This is a genomic window from Propioniciclava soli (genome assembly GCF_038502305.1).
Classification (GTDB): Bacteria; Actinomycetota; Actinomycetes; order Propionibacteriales; family Propionibacteriaceae; genus Propioniciclava; species Propioniciclava soli.
The window spans coordinates 132,595-151,637 of record NZ_CP115965.1 but is presented as its reverse complement, the minus strand read 5'-3'; the positions used below and the strand labels follow the sequence as shown (position 1 = coordinate 151,637).

The 19,043-nt window shown below is 72.2% G+C and carries 13 protein-coding genes; 8 read left to right on the top strand and 5 right to left on the bottom strand.

Going from position 1 to position 19,043, the window contains the following annotated elements:
- The first annotated feature begins 43 nt into the window (after nt 1–43).
- The 4 genes from PCC79_RS00665 to PCC79_RS00650 are packed head-to-tail and all read left to right on the top strand — an operon-like array spanning nt 44 to nt 4,305.
- Nucleotides 44–1,012, top strand: a complete 969-nt coding sequence (locus PCC79_RS00665) for a sugar ABC transporter permease (RefSeq protein ID WP_342372709.1) — start codon at nt 44–46, stop codon at nt 1,010–1,012.
- Nucleotides 1,009–1,914: a carbohydrate ABC transporter permease gene (locus PCC79_RS00660; protein WP_232549350.1), complete on the top strand. Its 906-nt coding sequence runs from the start codon at nt 1,009–1,011 to the stop codon at nt 1,912–1,914. The genes PCC79_RS00665 and PCC79_RS00660 overlap by 4 nt, the downstream gene beginning before the upstream one ends.
- Before the next feature lie 4 nt (nt 1,915–1,918).
- Nucleotides 1,919–3,274, top strand: coding sequence for a GH1 family beta-glucosidase (locus PCC79_RS00655; RefSeq protein WP_342372708.1), 1,356 nt, complete (start codon nt 1,919–1,921; stop codon nt 3,272–3,274).
- The gene (locus PCC79_RS00650) at nt 3,271–4,305 is read left to right on the top strand and encodes a LacI family DNA-binding transcriptional regulator (protein WP_232549348.1); all 1,035 of its coding nucleotides are present in this window, start codon (nt 3,271–3,273) and stop codon (nt 4,303–4,305) included. Before PCC79_RS00655 ends, PCC79_RS00650 begins: the two co-directional genes overlap by 4 nt.
- Before the next feature lie 164 nt (nt 4,306–4,469).
- Here PCC79_RS00650 and PCC79_RS00645 read toward each other — a convergent pair whose 3' ends face one another.
- Together PCC79_RS00645 and PCC79_RS00640 are read right to left on the bottom strand one after the other, a co-directional pair.
- The gene (locus PCC79_RS00645) at nt 4,470–5,450 is read right to left on the bottom strand and encodes an IS3 family transposase (RefSeq protein ID WP_342372707.1); all 981 of its coding nucleotides are present in this window, start codon (nt 5,448–5,450) and stop codon (nt 4,470–4,472) included.
- Nucleotides 5,451–6,401: 951 nt separating this feature from the next.
- Complete coding sequence (locus tag PCC79_RS00640; RefSeq protein WP_342372706.1) at nt 6,402–8,873, bottom strand: ExeM/NucH family extracellular endonuclease; 2,472 nt, start codon at nt 8,871–8,873, stop codon at nt 6,402–6,404.
- Nucleotides 8,874–9,042: 169 nt separating this feature from the next.
- Between PCC79_RS00640 and PCC79_RS00635 the strand changes: the two genes are divergently transcribed.
- From PCC79_RS00635 to PCC79_RS00625, 3 genes are all read left to right on the top strand, one after another.
- Entirely contained in the window at nt 9,043–9,822 is a 780-nt protein-coding gene (locus PCC79_RS00635) for a phosphotransferase family protein (protein ID WP_232549346.1), read from the top strand.
- Between the two features lie 35 nt (nt 9,823–9,857).
- The gene (locus PCC79_RS00630; protein ID WP_232549345.1) at nt 9,858–10,124 is read left to right on the top strand and encodes a hypothetical protein; all 267 of its coding nucleotides are present in this window, start codon (nt 9,858–9,860) and stop codon (nt 10,122–10,124) included.
- Between the two features lie 69 nt (nt 10,125–10,193).
- On the top strand, nt 10,194–14,807 hold the full coding sequence (locus tag PCC79_RS00625) for an ATP-dependent helicase (protein WP_342372705.1): 4,614 nt from the start codon (nt 10,194–10,196) through the stop codon (nt 14,805–14,807).
- 53 nt (nt 14,808–14,860) lie between these two features.
- On the opposite strand, the gene PCC79_RS00620 is transcribed toward PCC79_RS00625, so the two are convergent.
- The 3 genes from PCC79_RS00620 to PCC79_RS00610 are packed head-to-tail and all read right to left on the bottom strand — an operon-like array spanning nt 14,861 to nt 17,154.
- Nucleotides 14,861–15,832: an aldo/keto reductase gene (locus PCC79_RS00620; protein ID WP_232549343.1), complete on the bottom strand. Its 972-nt coding sequence runs from the start codon at nt 15,830–15,832 to the stop codon at nt 14,861–14,863.
- A gap of 45 nt (nt 15,833–15,877) precedes the next feature.
- Nucleotides 15,878–16,756 (bottom strand): pyruvate, water dikinase regulatory protein, encoded by an 879-nt coding sequence (locus PCC79_RS00615; protein ID WP_342372704.1) that lies wholly within the window; start codon nt 16,754–16,756, stop codon nt 15,878–15,880.
- Nucleotides 16,753–17,154, bottom strand: coding sequence for a hypothetical protein (locus tag PCC79_RS00610; RefSeq protein WP_232549341.1), 402 nt, complete (start codon nt 17,152–17,154; stop codon nt 16,753–16,755). Before PCC79_RS00610 ends, PCC79_RS00615 begins: the two co-directional genes overlap by 4 nt.
- A 371-nt stretch (nt 17,155–17,525) precedes the next feature.
- On the opposite strand from PCC79_RS00610, the gene PCC79_RS00605 reads away from it, so the two are divergent.
- A complete protein-coding gene (locus tag PCC79_RS00605; RefSeq protein WP_232549340.1) occupies nt 17,526–18,893 on the top strand; it encodes an L-serine ammonia-lyase in 1,368 nt (455 codons plus the stop codon).
- Nucleotides 18,894–19,043 lie beyond the last annotated feature (150 nt).

The following is a 19,043-nucleotide window of genomic DNA, read 5'->3' as shown; positions in this document are numbered from 1 at the left end:
CCGTTCGACCCGACGCACCCACCACAGCCAGGAGACCGCCCACATGTCCCGCAGCGCAGCAGGACGCGACCTGACCGTCCGTCAGCGCCTCAGCAAGCTCGACGTGGCGACAGCGCCCTACGTCTACATCGCGCCGTTCTTCCTCCTCTTCGCGGTGATTGGCCTGTTCCCGATGCTGTTCACGGCGTACGTCTCCACCCGGGAGTACGGGCTGCTCAGCGGGGACGCCGGCCCCGCCGGCATCGACAACTACGCGTTCGTCCTCACCAACGACCGCTTCTTCATCGGCCTGCGAAACACGTTCAGCATCTTCCTGCTCAGCTCGGTGCCCCAGATGGTCGCGGCGATCGCGATCGCGGCGGTGCTCAACGCCAACCTGCGGGCGCGCACGTTCTGGCGCATGGGCGTCCTGCTGCCCTACGTGGTGGCCCCCGTGGCGGTCTCGCTGATCTTCGGCCAGATCTTCGCCGACCAGTCGGGCGTCATCAACGCCGTGCTCACCTCGATCGGGCTGGATCCGATCGGCTGGCACAGCGAGGTGCTGCCGAGCCACATCGCCATCGCGACCATGGTCAACTTCCGGTGGACCGGCTACAACACCCTCATCTTCCTGGCCGCGATGCAGGCCATCCCCCACGACGTCATCGAGGCCGCCATCGTGGACGGGGCCTCGCGCTGGCGGACGTTTTGGCACGTCACCGTTCCGATGCTGCGCCCGACCATCATGTTCGTCGTCATCACCTCCACGATCGGCGGCCTGCAGATCTTCGACGAGCCGCGGCTGTACGACAGCGCGGGCCTGGGCGGCAACAGCCGCCAGTGGATGACCATCGCCATGTACATGTACGAGCTCGGCTGGGGGCCGCAGCGCAACCTGGGCCGCGCGTCCGCCGTGGCGTGGATCCTGTTCGCCATCGTCGTCGTCTTCGCGCTGTTGAACTTCTGGCTCACCTCGCGCATCGCCACCAGCGGCACCCCTGTCGCCCGATCCCGGAAGAAGGCCCGCGCATGAGTTCGGTCGCCACCGCCCACCAGCTCGCCGGCCCGGGTGCCGCCCGGGCCGCGGCCCGTCGTCGCGCCCGGATGCAGTCGGGCGGACGCCGCCCGGGCTGGGTCACCTACACCCTCCTCGCCCTGGTGCTCCTGATCTCGGCGTACCCGCTGTACTTCGCCTTCCTGCTCGCGAGCTCGACGGCGCCCGACATCGCGGTCAACCCGATCCCCTCGCTGATCCCGCAGGGTCACCTCATGGAGAACATCGAGCGGGTGTTCAGTTCGGTGCCCTTCTGGTCGGCGTTGTGGAACTCGGTGATCGTCGCAGTCAGCGTCTCGTTCACCACCGTGCTGTTCTCGACGCTGGCGGGCTTCGCGTTCGCGAAGCTGCGCTTCCGGGGCAAGCGGGGGCTGCTGGCCTTCGTCATCGGCACCATGGCCATCCCGCCGCAGCTGGGCATCGTGCCCTTGTTCATCGTCATGGTGCAGCTCGACCTCGCCGGCAAGCTGCCCGCCGTCATCATCCCCGGCATGGTGAGCGCCTTCGGGGTGTTCTGGATGACGCAGTACCTCACCGAGGCCCTGCCCTACGAGCTGATCGAGGCGGCCCGCGTCGACGGCTGCTCCATGATCCGTACGTTCTGGCACGTGGCGCTGCCCGCCGCGCGCCCGGCCGCGGCCATGCTGGCGCTCTTCACGTTCATCTCGAGCTGGACGCAGTTCTTCTGGCCCTACATCATCTTGGGCCCGGCGAACCCGACGCTGCCGGTCGCGCTGCAGCTGCTCCAGTCGTCCTACTTCAAGGACATGAGCCTCATCATGGCCGGCGTCGTGCTCGCCACCGCCCCCCTGGTGGCGCTGTTCTTCGTGGCCGGCAAGCAACTCGTGTCCGGCATCATGGCCGGCGCCGTGAAGGGATGACCCGATGACCGACTTCCTGTGGGGTGCCGCCACCGCGGCGTTCCAGATCGAGGGTGCCTCCACCGAGGACGGGCGCGAGGCGTCCATCTGGGACGTGTTCTGCCAGGTGCCGGGCGCCGTGGCGAACGGCGACGACGGCACGGTGGCCACCGACCACTACCACCGGTGGGAGGCCGACGTGGCGCTCATGGCCGGCCTCGGGCTGCAGGCCTACCGGTTCTCGGTGGCGTGGCCGCGCGTCGTGTCGGCCGACGGGACGCCCAACGCGGCCGGGCTGGACTTCTACGAGCGGCTCGTGGACGGTCTCCTGGCCGCGGGGATCGAGCCGTGGCTGACCCTGTACCACTGGGATCTGCCGGCCTCGTTGCCGGGCGGGTGGCTCAACCGGGCCACGGCGGAGCGGTTCGCGCAGTACGCGTTGGTCGTGCACGACCGGCTGGGCGATCGCGTCCGCCGTTGGACGACGCTGAACGAGCCGTGGTGCAGCAGCATGCTCAGCTACGGCGCGGGCGTCCACGCCCCCGGTCACGCCGACCCGACCGAGGCGTTGACGGCGGCCCACCACCTGCTGCTCGGCCATGGTCTGGCCGCGAGGGCACTCCGCGACGCGGACGCCTCGGCGTCCATCGGCATCACGCTGAACTACACCCCGGCCGTCCCCGCCGACCCGACCAACCCGGCCTACATCGACGTGGTGCGCCGCGTCGACGGCACGGCCCACCGCTTGTTCACCGACGCGGTGTTCGGCCGCGGCTACCCGGCCGACGTGGTGGCGGACGCCGGCGCTGCCTGGCCGGCCGAGGCCGTGCGGGCCGGGGACGAGGCGGTGATCGGAGCGCCCCTGGACTTCCTGGGGGTGAACTACTACACCACCGAGATGGTTCGCGCCGGCGTGCCGGCGGGGCCCAGCCCCCACGTGACCGCACCGGAGGCGGAGGTCGTGCCGCGGGGTCTGCCGACCACCGACATGGGGTGGGAGATCGACCCCGACGGCTTCGCGCGCCTGCTGGGACGGCTGCACGACACGTGGGCCGGGCCGGCCGGCGTCCCGATCTACATCACCGAGAACGGCGCCGCCTGCGCCGACGAGCCGGACGCCGACGGCTTCGTCGACGACACCGACCGCATCGCCTACCTCGACGCGCACCTGGCGGCGGTGGAGGAGGCCCGCGGGGCGGGGGCTGACGTCCGTGGCTACTTCGCCTGGACCCTGCTCGACAACTTCGAGTGGGCCTTCGGCTACGCCAAGAGGTTCGGGATCGTGCGGGTGGACGAGGAGCTGCGCCGCATCCCGAAGGCCAGTGCGCGATGGTTCGCGCAGCAGATCGCCACGGGCCGCCTGGGCGCGCCACGCTCATGACCGAGCCCTCACCCCGGGGTGGCCAGGCCCCCACCGCCGGCGCGGCACCCACGCTGCAGGACGTCGCCCGTCTCGCCGGGGTGTCCCGGGCCACGGTGTCGCGCGTGGTGAACGGGGGGTCGCTGGTCAGCCCAGAGACGGCCGAGACCGTGAACGCCGCCGTGCGCGAACTCGGCTACCAGCCGAACCACGCCGCGCGCATGCTGGTGACACGCCGTTCGGGCGTCGTCGCCGTGCTGGTGCCGGAGACCGATCTGCGCGTGTTCTCCGACCCCTACTTCGCCGCCACCTACCACGGGGTCATTTCCTCGTTCTCGGGTCACGAGGCCCAGGTGGTGCTGGCGATGAGCAAACCCGGCGAGCCCGCCGAGCGGTTGGTTGAATACCTGACGAGCGGTCGCATCGACGGCGCCGTCGTCGCGTCCCACCACGGCTCGGACCTCCCGCGCGCCCTGGCCGGGGTGAGCCAACCGGTCGTCTTCATCGGCGATCCCGGCGTGCCCGGGCTGGCCTACGCCGACCTGGACAACACCCGCGGCGCCGTCCTCGCCACCCAACGGCTCATCCAGAGCGGACGCCGCCGCCTCGCCACGGTGACCGGCAGCCTCGACATGGTGGCCGGGCAGCACCGGCGTGCCGGTTTCACCCGGGCGTGCGCCGAGGCGGGGATCACGCCGGTGGCGATCATTCCGGGGAGCTTCACCGAGGCGTCCGGGCGCGAGGCGGCACGCTCCGTGCTGAGCGCCCGCCACGACATCGACGGCCTGTTCGTCGCCTCGGACCTCATGGCCGCGGGGGTGATGGCCGAGTTGCAGCACGCCGGCGTCCGCGTGCCCGAGGACATCGCGATCGTCGGGTTCGACGACTCCGAGATGGCCCGTCGGGTACGCCCCGCCCTGACGACGGTACGCGGCCACGCCCACGAGGTCGCCCAGGAGGCGGGCCGCATGCTGCGGGAGCTGCTGTCGGGCTCCACCCTGCCGGCCCCGGTCATCCTGGCCCCCGACCTGGTGTTGCGCGACTCGGCCTAGCCGCGGCGTCCGGTGGAGCGGTCGCTGCGGTGACGGGTTGTGCGCGGGTCTTGCGGGCGGCTCTCTGGCACTGACGCCGCCACCCTGCCGTACAGGGGCGGCTCCCTGCCGTAGGCGCCGCCACCCTGCCGCAGGGCCACCTCCCTAGTGCTGCACGGAATGAATCAAGCTGTCTGGGACAGTTGGGTTGGGGGTTGGTTGATCCAGACGTGGTCTGGGGGTGTGGGGTTTTCGGGGGTTTGGGGTGGCGGGTGGGGGTGTTTGGCGGCGTAAGCGGTTTTGGTGGTGGTCCACAGGTCGTGGGTGGTGGGCCAGGTGCCGTCATGGACGCGGGCGGGGGTGTGACCGGCCAGGCCTGCGTGGTGATGGTGGTTGTTGTAGTGGTCGAAGAAGGCGGTGAACCAGGCTTGGGCCTGGTCGATGGTGTCGAACCGGCCGGGGTAGGCGAGGTCGTACTTCACGGTTTTGAAGACGGCTTCAGCGAACGGGTTGTCGTTGGACACTCGGGGCCGGGAGTGGGACGTGGTGATGTGCAACAACCTGAACATGTCGGTGAGGGTGCCGGCACGCATCGGGGAGCCGTTGTCGGCGTGGATGACCGCAGGAACGCAGTGTTGGTCGGTGAACGCCTTTTGGAACATGTCTTTGGCCAGGTCGGGCCGTTCGTGGTGTTCGACCCGGTGCGCGACCACGTAGCGGGAGTACAGATCGATCGCGACATACAGCTTGAACCAGATCCGTCCCGGGCCCTGCACGTTGGTGATGTCCCAACACCACACCTGCCGGGGCGCGGTCGCGTGCAGGCGTGGCGCATGACGCCGGCCCCTGACACCGGTCCGGGTCCGTTGTCGACGACGATCGGTGGACTGCCCGGCTCGCCGCATGATCCGGTGCATCGTGGCCAGCGAGCACAGGTACTCCCCGCGATCGAGCAGATGGTAGAACCCTTCCCTGATCGACATGTCGGCCACGTCCTCAGCGTTCAACCTAGCCACGACAGCTTCAGTCTCGGCAGGGGCGAGCCGCTGGGGATAGTTCCGCTCCGCGTGCGGCACCACCACCCCACCAGCCGGGTTCGGGTTGCGATACCGATACAGCGTGGACCGCGACACCCCGAGCCAGCGACATGCCTGGACCACGCTCACCCCAACCCCTTCGAGGGACGTGGCGGTATCGAGGGCAAACTCGAGGTATCGGAATCGGCCAGCCACGCCGGCCGGCCCGGCACCGGTGGAGGCTCCGGTTGGGTCTGGTTCTGATCCGCGTTCTTGGCCAACCCCTCCAAGAACGCGGCAGCTTTTCCCAAGATGTCAGCAGCCGCTCTGGACTGCTCCAACTCCACCTTGAGGCGTTCATTCTGCCGGCGGAGCCGTTCCAGCTCCTGCCGCTCCTCATACGTCAACACGCCCCTCCGATCCCCACGCGAACGAGCCGGGTCAGGCTCCGTGATCAACCCAGCCGCCCGCTGCTGCACCCACGAGTTCATCGTGTACGACGACACCCCGATTCGCCGACAAAACGCCACCCGACTCCCTCGTTCCAGACACTGGTCATACTCCAACAACAACGCCCAACGCTGCTGCGGGGTGAACTTGCTCGAACGAGACGGCCGGAACGGAACATCATCGTTATCCATCATCAATCCTCTCCACCACCCCGCTGTCCCACAACAGGCTGACACGCAGGGTGCAACGGCAGGGGGGTGGCCTTAGGGCAGGGGGGGAGCGTCAAAGGCAGGGGGGCGACGACAGCGGTGGGGAGGTGGCGCCCACCTGTGTCCACTTGGCACGCGTGGGCCTCACGTGGCGCACCTGGGCCTCACGTGGCGCACCCCAGATCCACGTGGCGCAGCGCAGCTCACCTGGCGGGCCTTCTGCGGGCCGCCACGTGAGCTCCACTGCGCCACGTGAGCTGTTGCAGCGCCAGGTGGGGCTCCACTGCGCCACGTGAAGCGCCAGGTGGAATTCCATTGCGCCAGGTGAGGCGCGACTCAGGGGCACCCATCCGCTGGGTACCCACCGGGGGCGTCCACCTGCGGGGTCACCCACCGGGACGACCCCGGAACGACCCGACCCGAGCGACCCCGGGCGCTCCCGTCAGCCCCGACCGCGCGGGCCGGTGTTGACGCCCACGAGCACCGGATCGTGGTCGGAGCTGGCGTAGGGGTCGGGGGCGTGGAGGTCCACCACGTTGTAGTTGCGCCGGCTGTACTGGAACGCCACGGACTCGTCGCCGTTGATGTCCCAGATCGCCGCACCGGTCACCAACCGCCGCGCGGCGCCGTTGGCGAAGGCGTGGTCGAGGGAGCCGAGGCGTCCGGAGAACTGGTAGCTCGTACCGGACGGATCGAACCGGCCGGCGAGGTTCAGGTAGCCGGCGTTCTCGATCAGCTCGATGGGCGTCTCGGCGCTGTAGGCGTTGAAGTCGCCGACCAGGAACACCGCCTCACCCCGGAACATGTCGCGTGTCCAGTCCACGAGCTGCCTCGCCTGTGCGACGCGCGACGGGTTGGACAGGCCCTGGCCCGTCCCGTCGTCCTCACCGGAGCCCTTCGACTTGAAGTGGTTCGCCACCACGACGAACGGCTTGCCGCTCCCGATCACCTTGAACTTCTGCGCCAGCGGGTAGCGGGCGTTCGCGAAGGCCTCGTGCACGTCGATGTACGACGGGCCGAGCAGTTGGACCTGCGTCCGGTCGTAGATGAACGCGGTGCGGATCACGTCCTCGTTGCTCGGCACCACCGTCGGCGAGGGTACATACGCCCAGCGCTCGGTGCCCGCGGCGGCGTTCAGTCCGGCCACGAGGTCGGCCAGGGCGGCGTCCCGCGGGTGGTCGATGTAGCTGAGCCCAGCGGAGTTCTCGATCTCGGACAGGGCCACCACCTCGGCGCCGAGCCCGTTGATCGCAGCCACGAGCTTGGCCTTCTGGTCGGCGAACGCCTCCGGGGTGTACGCGCCGCGGACCTGGCAGTTGTTGGTGGTGACGGGGTTGTTCTCCCGGTCGGTGTAGGCGCGGCACCCCGCCTCGTCCTGCCCCAGATCGGTGAAGTAGTTGAGCACGTTGAAGAAGCCGATCTGCACGGCGCCACCCACGTTCGGAGCCTCGGCCGGTCGGTCGTTCTCCCGCGTGATCGGAATGAGCGGGCCGTCAGCGCCCACGATCTGCCCGGTCGGTTGGTAGTTCCACTGGAACCGGTGGTCCAGGATCACCGGCTGGGTGAACGTGACCTGCGACGCCGTCCGCATCGGCGTGGCCGCCGAGAGGTACGGCAGCGGCGAGTTCTTCGCCGTGGTGTTGGTCAGGTAGTTCCACGACGACCCGTCGTCCAGGGTGATGTACTTCGCCAGGTTGGCGGCCTCGTAGGCGGCGGCCTGCTGCCACGGCACCACGTCGGTCGCCTGGAGCAGCGGATCGGTCCCCACGGCCAGACCGGCCTGCCCATACTGGTTCAGCGCGTAGTTGTTCGTGATCGTGTACGGCCCCTGCGGCAGCACGAGCATGCCTTCGTAGGGCTCCTTCTCGGCATCGGACGCCGGCAGCGTCGCCAGCGGTGTGGCCGTCACCGGGGCACACCCGGTCGTCACCGTGACGAACGGATTGCCCGCGAGCTGCGTGAGCCCGTTGTACTCCGCCGCGGTGCCCTCGACGCGCACGCAATCGCCGATCGCGGTGTTGGACGCGGCCCAACTCGAGTACACGAACACCCCGTCGGACGCCTGCCCCGGCGTCCTCGCGGCGCCGCCGGTGCCGGCCGTCTGGATGTAGATGCCGCCGAAGCCGCCGCTCGGGTACGTGGCGGTGACGACGCCCTCGGTCACGACCCGCTGCCCGGCCAGCGGCGTCGCGTCCCCGGGGCCCTGGATCGCCGCGATGGGCGTCACGTCCGCCGGGGTCGGCGTCGGCGTGGGCGTGGGCGTCGGGCTGGGTGAGGGAGCCGGGCCGGACGCGGTGCTGTTCTGCGGCGTCACGTCGCTGCTGAAGGCGAAGTCGGCGGCGTTGTCGTCGGTGTCAGCTCCCCCGCGCCGCTGCAGCGACCCGGGGGTGCTGTTGCTGCCCGGGTAGGGCGCCGGCGTCGTTTCCGGGGAGTTCGAGGCGCCGTAACCCAGCTTGTCGATCACCGTCTCGGCAGCGTCCGGGCTCACCGCCGTGATCGCCCGCGCCAGGAACACCGTGCCGGTGGTGCCCGACGGGTTCACCGACGCCACGAGGTCGGGGGTCGGCAACCCCGCGCCGGTGCTGCCGTTCGAGCCGAGCTGGATCAGGAAGTACCCGCCCGCCGGCACGGTGCCCGACAGCGCCGCGACGCCGCTCGCGCTGCCGACGCCCGTGGCCGAGCGGTAATGCAGCGACGTGCCCGCCAGGTCGACGGCGGCGTCCGCCGAATTGAAGAGCTCCACGAACTTGTGCGTGTACGGCTGGTTGGCCGAGCCGCCGCGCCCGTAGAACTCGTTGATGACCAGGTCGGTCACCGCGGCCCGCGCGGGCGGCGCGACCGCGACCAGACCTGTCAGGGCGCAGGCCGAGGCGGCTGCGACGATGACAACCCGGCGCAAGGGGGAAGACGACATGGCTGGCTCCTGACACGCGCTCCAGTTGGGGACAGCCGCAGGGTATCGGCCCGCACCGACACTTGGGCACCCCCCGGATCCCCCGCCCCGGATGTTCACTCATCAGTGTCGCGCCGGACACCTCCGCCCCACGTTCCGGGGTGTCCGGGCCAACCTCTAGGGTGTGCCCATGCAGACCGTCGTCGATGACATCGTCGTCACCCGCCACCCCCTCGGGACGCCCCACGAGGCGCTGGCCGCCCGGCTCGCCGCGGCGGCGTCCGACCCGTTGCGGACGCTGTACGCCGCGCCCCTCGCCGACCATCCGATCACTGCCCCCAACGGTCAGCTCCTCACGCTGGCTCCACGCACCGAGCCGCTGCCGATGGACGAGGAGCCCCCGTGGCAGGAGGCCGGCCGGCTGCTCGCCCACCTGCACCGGACGCCCCCGCCCCCCGGCCTGCCCGAGCACGGCGGGCACAGCTACCTGCAGGTGGCGGTGGACGCCGCATCGGGCCTGCACCCCGGAGGCGCCACCGACATCCTTCGCGAGCTGGGCGCGTCCCTGCTCGCCCAGTGGCCCGACCCGCCGCGTCCGAGCGTCGTCCACGGCGACTGGGACCTGGGCAACCTCGGCCGTCTCCCCGGAACCACCACGTGGCTGCTGACCGGCCCCGAGACGCTCGGCCTCGGCGACCCGGGGTGGGACCTGGGGCGTCCCGCCGGCCTGTGGGCCGCGGGGCTGCTGGACGATGCGAGCTGGCGCGCCCTGCTCCGCGGCTATGCCGAGGCCGGCGGTGTCATCCCCCACGAGGGCGAGGCGTGGAACGCGCTCGAACACCCCGCGCGCTGCGCCGTGTTCACCGCGACCGTGCGCGAGGTGGGGCGCAGCGGCGCGAGCGAGCCGCGCACCGAGCTGGCCGACACCCTGCTCGAGGCCTGCGTCAAGATGAACGGACGCCGCTGGTGAACCCCGCCCCGCGTTGCCCGCGCTGCGGAGGACGGATGTGGACCGAGCGACGCCGCGGCGAAGACCTGCTCGTCTGCTCCGAGTGCAGCGCCGCGTGTGTGGATGCCCCCGTCCTCGCCCGGTTGCTGGGTGAGCCCGCCCCGGCGCACCGTCCCCCGCCCGAGCACGGCTATCCGGTGCACCACCCCCAGCAGGACGCCGGGCACGTGGCCCGCCGCGGCTCACCGCTGTTCGGGCCTGCCTGGGGGCTCGGGCCACGGCGTCCGGACGCCGACGCCGCCGGCCTGCTGCGCGGCCGGTGACCCCCGCCCCCACCGGCGCCGACGGGGGGCGGCACGGATTGTCGGTGCCGGGTGGCAGAGTGGGCGCCGATGGATGACGAGGCCGGCACGGACGCCGCGGTGATGAGCCGCTTCTCCCCCGCCACGCGCGCGTGGTTCGAGGGCAGCTTCGCTGCGCCCACCGCCGCCCAGGCGGGTGCGTGGGATGCGATCAGCTCGGGCCGCCACACCCTGGTGGTCGCGCCGACCGGTTCGGGCAAGACCCTCGCGGCGTTCCTGTGGGCGATCGACCGCTTGGCCACCGAACCACCGCCCGAGGAGCCCCTGCGCCGCTGCCGGGTGCTCTACGTCTCGCCGCTGAAGGCGCTCGCGGTCGACGTGGAGCGCAACCTGCGCTCCCCGCTGGTCGGCATTGGCCACGCCGCGGTGCGGCTCGGCACCGACCGCCCCGAGATCACCGTCGCGGTCCGCTCCGGCGACACGTCGCCCGAAGAGCGACGCCGGTTCGCGAAGGCGCCCGCCGACATCCTGATCACCACCCCCGAGTCGCTCTACCTGCTGCTCACCTCCCAGGCGCGGGAGTCGCTGCGCGGGGTGACGACCGTGATCCTCGACGAGGTGCACGCCGTGGCCGGCACCAAGCGGGGCGCGCACCTCGCGCTCACCCTCGAGCGGCTGGACGCCCTCCTGGACGCCCCCACCCAACGGGTCGGGCTGTCGGCGACGGTGCGCCCGATGGACGAGGTCGCGCGGTTCCTCGCCGGGGGGCGTCCGGTGACGACCGTGGCTCCGCCGGCCGACAAGCGGTGGGACCTCTCGGTGGTCGCCCCCGCGCCCGACCTCGCCGGGCTCGACACCGCTCCGGCCCCGTCGGGAGACGGCTACGGCGACCCGTCGCCGCGCGCGCAGGCGTCCATCTGGCCGCACGTCGAGGAGCGGGTCGTCGACCTCGTCGAGCAGCACCGCTCCACCCTCGTGTTCGCGAATTCCCGGCGCCTCGCCGAGCGGCTCACCGGCCGGCTCAACGAGATCTCCCTCGACCGCAGGGAGGCGGCGTCCGGCCCCGACGAGCGTGCGGACGCCGCCCCCCGCTCGGCCCCGGCCGAACTCATGGGTCAGGCCGGCTCCTCGGCCGGGGCGCCCGCGGTGCTGGCCCGGGCGCACCACGGCTCGGTCTCCCGCGAGCAGCGCGCCGAGACCGAGGAGGAGCTGAAGGCCGGGCGTCTCCCCGCCGTGGTGGCAACCAGCTCGCTGGAGCTGGGCATCGACATGGGGGCGATCGACCTGGTGGTGCAGGTCGAGGCGCCACCCAGCGTGGCGTCCGGGTTGCAGCGGGTCGGACGCGCCGGCCACCAGGTGGGTGCCGTCTCCCGCGGGGTGTTCTTCCCCAAGTACCGCGGCGACCTGGTGGCCAGCAGCGTCATCGTCGAGCGCATGCGGGCCGGCGCGATCGAATCCCTGGCCATCCCCGCCAACCCGCTGGACGTGCTCGCCCAGCAGATCGTGGCCATGGTGGCCCTCGACGACTGGACCGTCGACGACCTGCACACCCTCGTCCGCCGCGCCGCGCCCTACGCGACGCTCACCCGCGGCGTCCTCGAGGCCGTGCTCGACATGCTGGCCGGCCGCTACCCCGCCGAGGAGTTCGCGGAGCTGCGGCCGCGGTTGGTGTGGGATCGCGCCACCGGCACCCTCTCCGGACGCCGCGGATCCCAACGCATCGCGGTGACCAGCGGCGGCACGATCCCCGATCGCGGTCTGTTCGGGGTCTTCCTCGCCGGGGACGGGCCCGGCCGGCGGGTCGGCGAGCTGGACGAGGAAATGGTCTACGAGTCGCGCGTCGGTGACGTGATCACGCTCGGCACCTCCACGTGGCGCATCGAGCAGATCACGCACGACCAGGTGCTGGTCACGCCCGCCCCCGGTGAACCGGGGAGGCTGCCCTTCTGGCGTGGCGACTCCCTCGGCCGTCCGGTCGAGCTCGGGGAGGCGATCGGCGCGTTCCTGCGCGAGGTGGCGTCCCTGGCCCCGAACCCGGCGATGCAGCGGCTGGCCGACGCCGGTCTCGACACCTGGGCGGCGGAGAACCTGCTGGCCTACGTCACCGAGCAGCGCGACGCCACGGGCTCGCTGCCGTCGGATCGCACGATCGTCGTCGAGCGCTTCACCGACGAGTTGGGCGACTGGCGCGTCGTCGTCCACTCCCCCTACGGCGCCCCCGTCCACGCCCCGTGGGCGCTGGCCATCGCGCAGCGGATGCGCGAGCGGTACGGCGTCGACGTCCAGGCCATGCACGCGGACGACGGCATCGTGCTGCGCCTGCCCGACCTCGGCGACGCGGACGGTGAACCGGCCCGGCACGCCGACCTGCTGGAGCTGTTGCTGCTCGACCCCGACGACGTGGCCCCCCTGGTGACCGAACAGGTCGGCGGCAGCGCCCTGTTCGCCAGCCGATTCCGCGAGTGCGCGGGCCGCGCGCTGCTCCTGCCCAACCGGCGCCCCGGCCATCGGCAGGCCCTGTGGCAGCAGCGCCAACGCTCGGCGGCGCTGCTCCAGGTGGCCACGCAGTACCCGGCCTTCCCGATCGTGCTCGAGGCCGTCCGCGAGTGCCTGCAGGATGTGTTCGACGTGCCCGGCCTGACCGAGCTGATGCGCCGTGTCCGGGCCCGCGAGGTGGCCGTGACGGAGGTGACCACCCGTCAGCCGAGCCCGTTCGCCGCGAGCCTGTTGTTCGGCTACGTCGCGCAGTTCCTCTACGAGGGCGACTCCCCGCTCGCCGAGCGGCGGGCCGCCGCCCTCAGCCTTGATCCGGATCTGCTGGCGGAGCTGCTCGGCACCGCCGAGGGCCTGGCCCTGCGCGACCTCCTCGATCCGGACGCCCTCGCCCGCACCCTGGCCGAGTTGCAACACCTCGTCGAGGGCCGCCGCGCCCGGGATGCGGATGAGCTGACCGACCTGCTGCGCACCCTTGGCCCGCTCAGCACCGCCGATCTCGCCGCCCGCGCCGTCGATCCGGACGCGGTGCCCGCCCGGGTGGCCGAGCTCGCCGACGCCCGGCGCATCTTCGCCGTCGGCGAGCGGTGGGCCGCGATCGAGGACGCCGGACGCCTCCGCGACGCCCTCGGCGTGGCCCTGCCCCCCGGGGTCCCCCACGCCTTTGCCGAGCCGGTGGCCGACCCGTTCGGCGACCTGCTCGTGCGCTACGCCCGCACCCATGCCCCGTTCTCGGCGGACGCCGTGGGCGCCTGGCTGGGCGGCCTCGGCCCGGCACTGGTGCTGGACGGCCTGCGCCGCCTCGTCGCGGACGGCCGCCTCGTCGAGGGCGAGTTCACCCCGGGGGCGTCCGGACGCGAGTTCGTCGACCCCGGCGTGCTCCGCACGATCCGCCGCCGCTCGGTGGCCGCGCTGCGCGCCGAGGTGGAGCCCGTGCCGGTGGAGGACTACGCGCGCTTCCTGCCCGCCTGGCAGGGGGTGGGTGGCACGCTGCGCGGGGCCGACGGCGTGATGCGGGTGGTCGAACAGCTCGCCGGCGTCCCCCTGCCCGCCAGCGCGCTCGAACCGCTCGTGTTCGCCGCGCGGGTCAGGGACTACGCCCCGGCGCTGCTGGATGAGCTGTCCGCGTCCGGAGAGGTGGTGTGGCGTGGCCACGGTTCGCTCGCCGGCCGCGACGGCTGGGTGTCGCTGTGGCCGGGCGACCTGGCCCACCTCGCACCCGCGCCCACCGAGCCGGAGTCCGACGCCCAGCGCGCGCTGCTGGACGCCCTGGCCTCCGGCGGGGCGCAGTTCTTCAGCGCCCTGGCCCGCGCGGCAGGGCTCCCGCCGACGGCGGAGGCGTCCGATGCGCTGTGGGAGCTGGTGTGGCGTGGGCTCGTCACCAACGACACCCTCGCCCCGCTGCGGGCGCGGCTGGGGGCCGGCTCCACCACCCACAGGACGCGGACGGCCACGCCGCGCTCCCGCTACGGCCGGCCGAGGCTGCCGCGCGGCCCGCGGCCGGAGGTCGCGCGCGACGCCGGCGGCCGGTGGTCGCTCTTCCCCGCCCCGGAGGTCGACCGCACCGAGGCGATCCTCACCACCGCCGAGGTGCTGCTCGACCGCTACGGCGTGGTGACGCGCGGCGCGGTGCAGGCCGAGGAGATCCCCGGCGGCTTCGCGGGGGTCTACAAGGTGCTGAGCGCGGCCGAGGACATTGGACGCGTCCGCCGCGGCTACTTCGTGGAGGGGTTGGGGGCCGCGCAGTTCGGCACGGTCGGTGCCGTCGACCGGCTCCGTGGGGCCGGCGCGTCCGCGTCCCCCGGCGTCCGGACGGCAGCCAGCCAGGGCGCGGAGGCGTCCGGCCCCCGCGCGATGGTGCTCGCGGCCTGCGACCCGGCCAACCCGTTCGGCGCGGCGCTCGCCTGGCCCGACGCCGGCGACCACCGCCCCGGCCGCAAGGCGGGCTCGCTGGTGGCGCTGGCGGAGGGGGAGCTGGCCGCCTACGTCGAGCGCGGCGGGCGCACCGCGCTCACCTGGACCGAGGACGCCCCCACCCTCGCAGCCGTGGCGGACGCCCTCGCCGGGCTGGTCCGCTCCGGACGGGTCGCGGCCCTCACGATCGAGAAGGTCAACGGGGTGCCGACCCTCGACGGACGCCACCCGTTCGCCGCCGCCCTGCTGGCGGCGGGCTTCCACCAGACCCCGAAGGCACTGCGGCTGCGCCGCTGAGGAGCAGGGCGGCCCTGCCGCTGGGGCGCCCTCCTCACCCCCCGGGCGCGGCGTCAGTGGTGGTCGTCCCGCAGCTTGGCGATGTCTGCATCAGTGCGATTGCCGTGAATCGTCACGTGGGCCAGCTCGGCCTCGATGCGCTCGAACTCGGCGTCGGAGAGCACCACGTCGGCAGCGCCGAGGTTCTCCTCCACCCGGGCCTGGGTGCGCATGCCGGGAATCGGCGCGATGAACGGCTTCTTGTGCAGCATCCATGCCAGCGAGATCTGCGCAGGGGTCGCGTCCTTCTCCGCGGCGAAGGTGTGCAGCAGGTCGATGAGGGGCTGGTTCGCGCGGACGTTGTCGGGATCGAACCGGGTGATGGCGCGGCGGACGTCGTCGCCGGGGTACGTCTGGTCGGCCGTCACGGCGCCCGACAGGAAGCCGGAGGCGAGCGGGCTGAATGGCACGAACCCGATGCCCAACTCCTCGCAGGCCGGGATCACCTCGGCCTCGAACATGCGCTCCATCATCGAGTACTCGCTCTGGATCGCGGTCAGCGGCGTGATCGCGTGGGCCCGCCGGATCTGGTCGGCGCTGGACTGTGACTGGCCCCAGCCGCGGATGAGACCGTCGGCGATCAGCTCGCCCATGATCGCCGCGACGTCCTCCACCCCCGCGTCGTCCACCCGGTGCTGGTAGTAAAGGTCGACGTGGTCGACGCCCAGGCGGCGCATCGAGGCCTGCAGGTGCTCGCGGATCTGCCGGCCCAGATCGTCCCGCCCGGACGCCTCCGGCACGTGCAGTTTGGTGGCGATGACGACCTCGTCGCGGATCGGCGCCAGGGCCCGTCCGAGAAGCTCCTCGTTGTGGCCGCCGCCGTAGCCCTCGGCGGTGTCGTAGTGGGTGCAGCCGAGGTCGTGCGCGTGCCGCAGCAGGCGGATCGCCTCCGCCTCGTCCGCGCCGGGGCCGTAGCCGTGGCTGAACCCCATCGCTCCGTAGCCGATCGCGGAAACGGTCAGGTCGCGCAGGTGTCGCTCGTGCACGGTTGCTCCTTCGTGGGTCGGTGGCAGGGGTGGTTGGCGGGTCGGTCAGCTCGTCGGCAGGGTGCTCGACGTGTTGGCCGGACGCCGCAGGCGTCCGCCGTGCTTGCGGGCACGTTCCTCGACCAGGTCGACGATGCGCGCGGCGGCCTCCTCCAGCGCCATGCCGGTCGTGTCGAGCACCGGGCACTTGAGGCGGCGTTGCAGGGCGACGAGGTCGTCGAGTTCGTCGTAGATGGACGCAAGGTCGACATAGCCGTCCTTCATGCCCCGGACGCCCAGGCCCCGGACACGCTCGGAACGGATGAGGCGCAGCCGCTCCGGGTCCAGCGTGAGGCCGACGACGCGCCAGGGGTCGATCCGGAACAGTTCCTCGGGCGGCGCGATGCCCGGCACCAGCGGCACGTTCACCGTCTTGTACCCGAGGTACCCGAGGAAGATCGACAACGGCGTCTTGCCCGAGCGGGAGGGGCCGACGAGGCAGATGTCGCACTCCAGCAGCGACGCCGGGGCGGCACCGTCGTCATTGCGGACCGCGAAGTCGATGGAGGCGATGCGGACGAAGTAGTCGGCCTCGACCCCCACGGGACGCATGGGCACCTGGTCGGCGTCCTGGCCGCTGATGCGCTCCAGGGCGCCCATCGCGTCCATCATGAGATCGGCATAGGGCATGTCGAGCTCGCAGCAGGCAGATCGGACCAGGCTGGCCAGCTCCTCGTTGACGAGCGTGAAGAAGACCGCGGTGGGCTGGCCGTCACGCTCGCGCAGCGCGTCGAGGGCGGACTGGAGCCGGGCCGCCGTCGTGATGCGACGGTGGCGCACGAGCCGGAACTCGACATGGGGAAACTGGGCGACGGCTGCACGGGCCAGCCGCACCCCGGATTCCCCGGTGGAGTCGGCGAGGAGGTGGATCTCGAGGTCGGTCATTCGGTGGGCCGGCGGTCGCGCAGCGAGTTGAAGAAGTTGGCGTCCATCACCGGCCCCCCGCTCGGGCCGGACGGCGCCGGGTCGTCCTCGTCGTACTCCTCGCTGCCGTCGGGCCGGTTGTCCCACTTCGTCGGGTCGAGGTTCCGGTCGGGGTTCACCAGTGCCTCGCGCGAGAGCGATTCGGCGCCACGGGCAGGCCCGGACGCCGGCGCCTCACCCGCGGCGGACGCGGCGGCGACGGCCGACGACCAGGGGGTGGGCTCGCTGACGGGGGGCGGCGGGGCCGAGGGCGGCGCGTCCGGGCCGTTGCGCCGGACGCTCATCAGCACCAGCGCTGCGATTCCGGCGATGACCAGCAGCCCGATGACCACGAACACCACGGAGATGCCGCCGCTCATGGGTCCTCCTTCGTTGGGGATGGCCCCAGACTAGACGCCCCCGGGCGCCACCACCCCCCGGAACCGCGGGATCATCGGGTGCGGCTCCGGGGCGTGCCCGGGGGTGGGGAAGGGGCCGGCAGGGCCGGTGGGTCAGGACGCCTCGGCGACCTCGCTGAGCACCGGCTGGACGGCCATCAACACGAGAGCGACCATGGCGGTCAGCAGGGCGACATCGGCGAAAGCGATCATGTCCCCCACCCTCCCCGACGCGGCCTCACCCCCGCATCGGCTCCCAGGACCGTGCGGGATCGACCGAGGTCGGGGGCCGGGCCCGACCCCGGTGGCGGGGCGATGCTTCGCGGGTCGGAGCAGCCGCTAGGGTCGGCCCCATGGCGCTCAGCGTGTTCGACCTGTTCTCGGTGGGGATCGGCCCGTCCTCGTCCCACACCGTCGGGCCGATGCGGGCGGCGTCGCTGTTCTGCGCCGAGCTCGGCGACGCGCTCACGCGCACCGCGCGCGTCCGCTGCGCGCTGTACGGCTCGCTGGGCGCGACCGGCCGGGGGCACGGCACCGACCGGGCGGTCGTGCTGGGGCTGCTGGGCGAGGCACCCGAGACCGTCGACCCGCGTGCGGCGACGGTCGAGGTGGACGCCGTCGCCTCCCGCCGCGAGCTGCTGCTGGCCGGACGCCAGCGCATCGCCTTCGACCCCGCCACCGATCTCGTGCTCGACGGCTCGGTCGAGCTGCCCGCCCACCCCAACGGCATGGTGCTGAGCGCGTGGGACGCGGCCGGTGATCTCCTCGCCGAGCGAAGCTACTACTCGGTCGGTGGCGGCTTCGTCGTCGAGGGGGACGCCGCGGCGTCCGACCCGGTGGTGCCCGACGTGACCGAGGTGCCCCACCCATACCACACGAGTGCGGATCTGATGGCGATCTGTCACGAGACCGGGCTGTCGATCGCCAAGGTCGCGATGGAGAACGAGTTGGTGTGGCGCTCGCGCGACGAGGTTCGGGCCGGGCTGCTCCACATTTGGGACGTGATGGAGGGCTGCATCGCCGCCGGCATCGAGACCGAGGGACGCCTGCCCGGCGGCCTGCGCGTCCTGCGGCGCGCGCCGGCGCTGCACACCAAGCTCATCGGCGAGGCGTCCTCGGACGACCCGCTGCGGGCCATGGACTGGATCGCTCTGTACGCCCTGGCCGTGAACGAGGAGAACGCGGCGGGCGGACGGGTGGTGACGGCCCCCACCAACGGGGCGGCCGGCATCATCCCCGCCGTCCTGAAGTACTACACGACGTTCGTGCCCGGCGCGGACGACACCGGCGTCGTCCGGTTTCTGCTCACCGCCGCCGCGATCGGCATGATCTTCAAGAACACGGCCTCCATCTCGGGGGCCGAGGTGGGTTGCCAGGGCGAGGTCGGCTCGGCCTGCTCGATGGCCGCGGCCGGCCTGGCCGCCGTGCTCGGCGGCACCCCCGAGCAGGTCGAGAACGCCGCCGAGATCGGCATGGAGCACAACCTGGGCCTGACCTGCGACCCCGTGGGCGGCCTCGTGCAGATCCCCTGCATCGAACGCAACGCCATCGCGGCGGTCAAGGCCGTCGCCGCCGCCCGGACGGCCCTGCGCGGCGACGGAAGCCACATCGTCAGCCTCGACACCGTCATCACCACCATGCGCGACACGGGGCGGGACATGCAGAGCAAGTACAAGGAGACCGCCCTCGGCGGGCTGGCCGTGAACGTGATCGAGTGCTGACACACCTCGCCGGTGGGGCTGGTGCTCGCTCCGCTCGCGCAAACAACACAGACACACCTCGCCGGTGGGGCTGGTGCCCGCTCCGCTCGCGCAAACAACACAGACACACCTCGCCGGTGGGGCTGGTGCCCGCTTCGCTCGCGCAAACAA

Excerpts from the sequence above, each read along its gene's own strand:
- PCC79_RS00625 (WP_342372705.1), top strand. The coding sequence starts at position 10,194 with ATGGATGACGAGGCCGGCACGGACGCCGCGGTGATGAGCCGCTTCTCC.
- PCC79_RS00635 (WP_232549346.1), top strand. The coding sequence starts at position 9,043 with ATGCAGACCGTCGTCGATGACATCGTCGTCACCCGCCACCCCCTCGGG.
- PCC79_RS00655 (WP_342372708.1), top strand. The coding sequence starts at position 1,919 with ATGACCGACTTCCTGTGGGGTGCCGCCACCGCGGCGTTCCAGATCGAG.
- PCC79_RS00610 (WP_232549341.1), bottom strand. The coding sequence starts at position 17,154 with ATGAGCGGCGGCATCTCCGTGGTGTTCGTGGTCATCGGGCTGCTGGTC.
- PCC79_RS00630 (WP_232549345.1), top strand. The coding sequence starts at position 9,858 with ATGTGGACCGAGCGACGCCGCGGCGAAGACCTGCTCGTCTGCTCCGAG.
- PCC79_RS00615 (WP_342372704.1), bottom strand. The coding sequence starts at position 16,756 with ATGACCGACCTCGAGATCCACCTCCTCGCCGACTCCACCGGGGAATCC.
- PCC79_RS00660 (WP_232549350.1), top strand. The coding sequence starts at position 1,009 with ATGAGTTCGGTCGCCACCGCCCACCAGCTCGCCGGCCCGGGTGCCGCC.
- PCC79_RS00640 (WP_342372706.1), bottom strand. The coding sequence starts at position 8,873 with ATGTCGTCTTCCCCCTTGCGCCGGGTTGTCATCGTCGCAGCCGCCTCG.
- PCC79_RS00650 (WP_232549348.1), top strand. The coding sequence starts at position 3,271 with ATGACCGAGCCCTCACCCCGGGGTGGCCAGGCCCCCACCGCCGGCGCG.
- PCC79_RS00665 (WP_342372709.1), top strand. The coding sequence starts at position 44 with ATGTCCCGCAGCGCAGCAGGACGCGACCTGACCGTCCGTCAGCGCCTC.
- PCC79_RS00605 (WP_232549340.1), top strand. The coding sequence starts at position 17,526 with ATGGCGCTCAGCGTGTTCGACCTGTTCTCGGTGGGGATCGGCCCGTCC.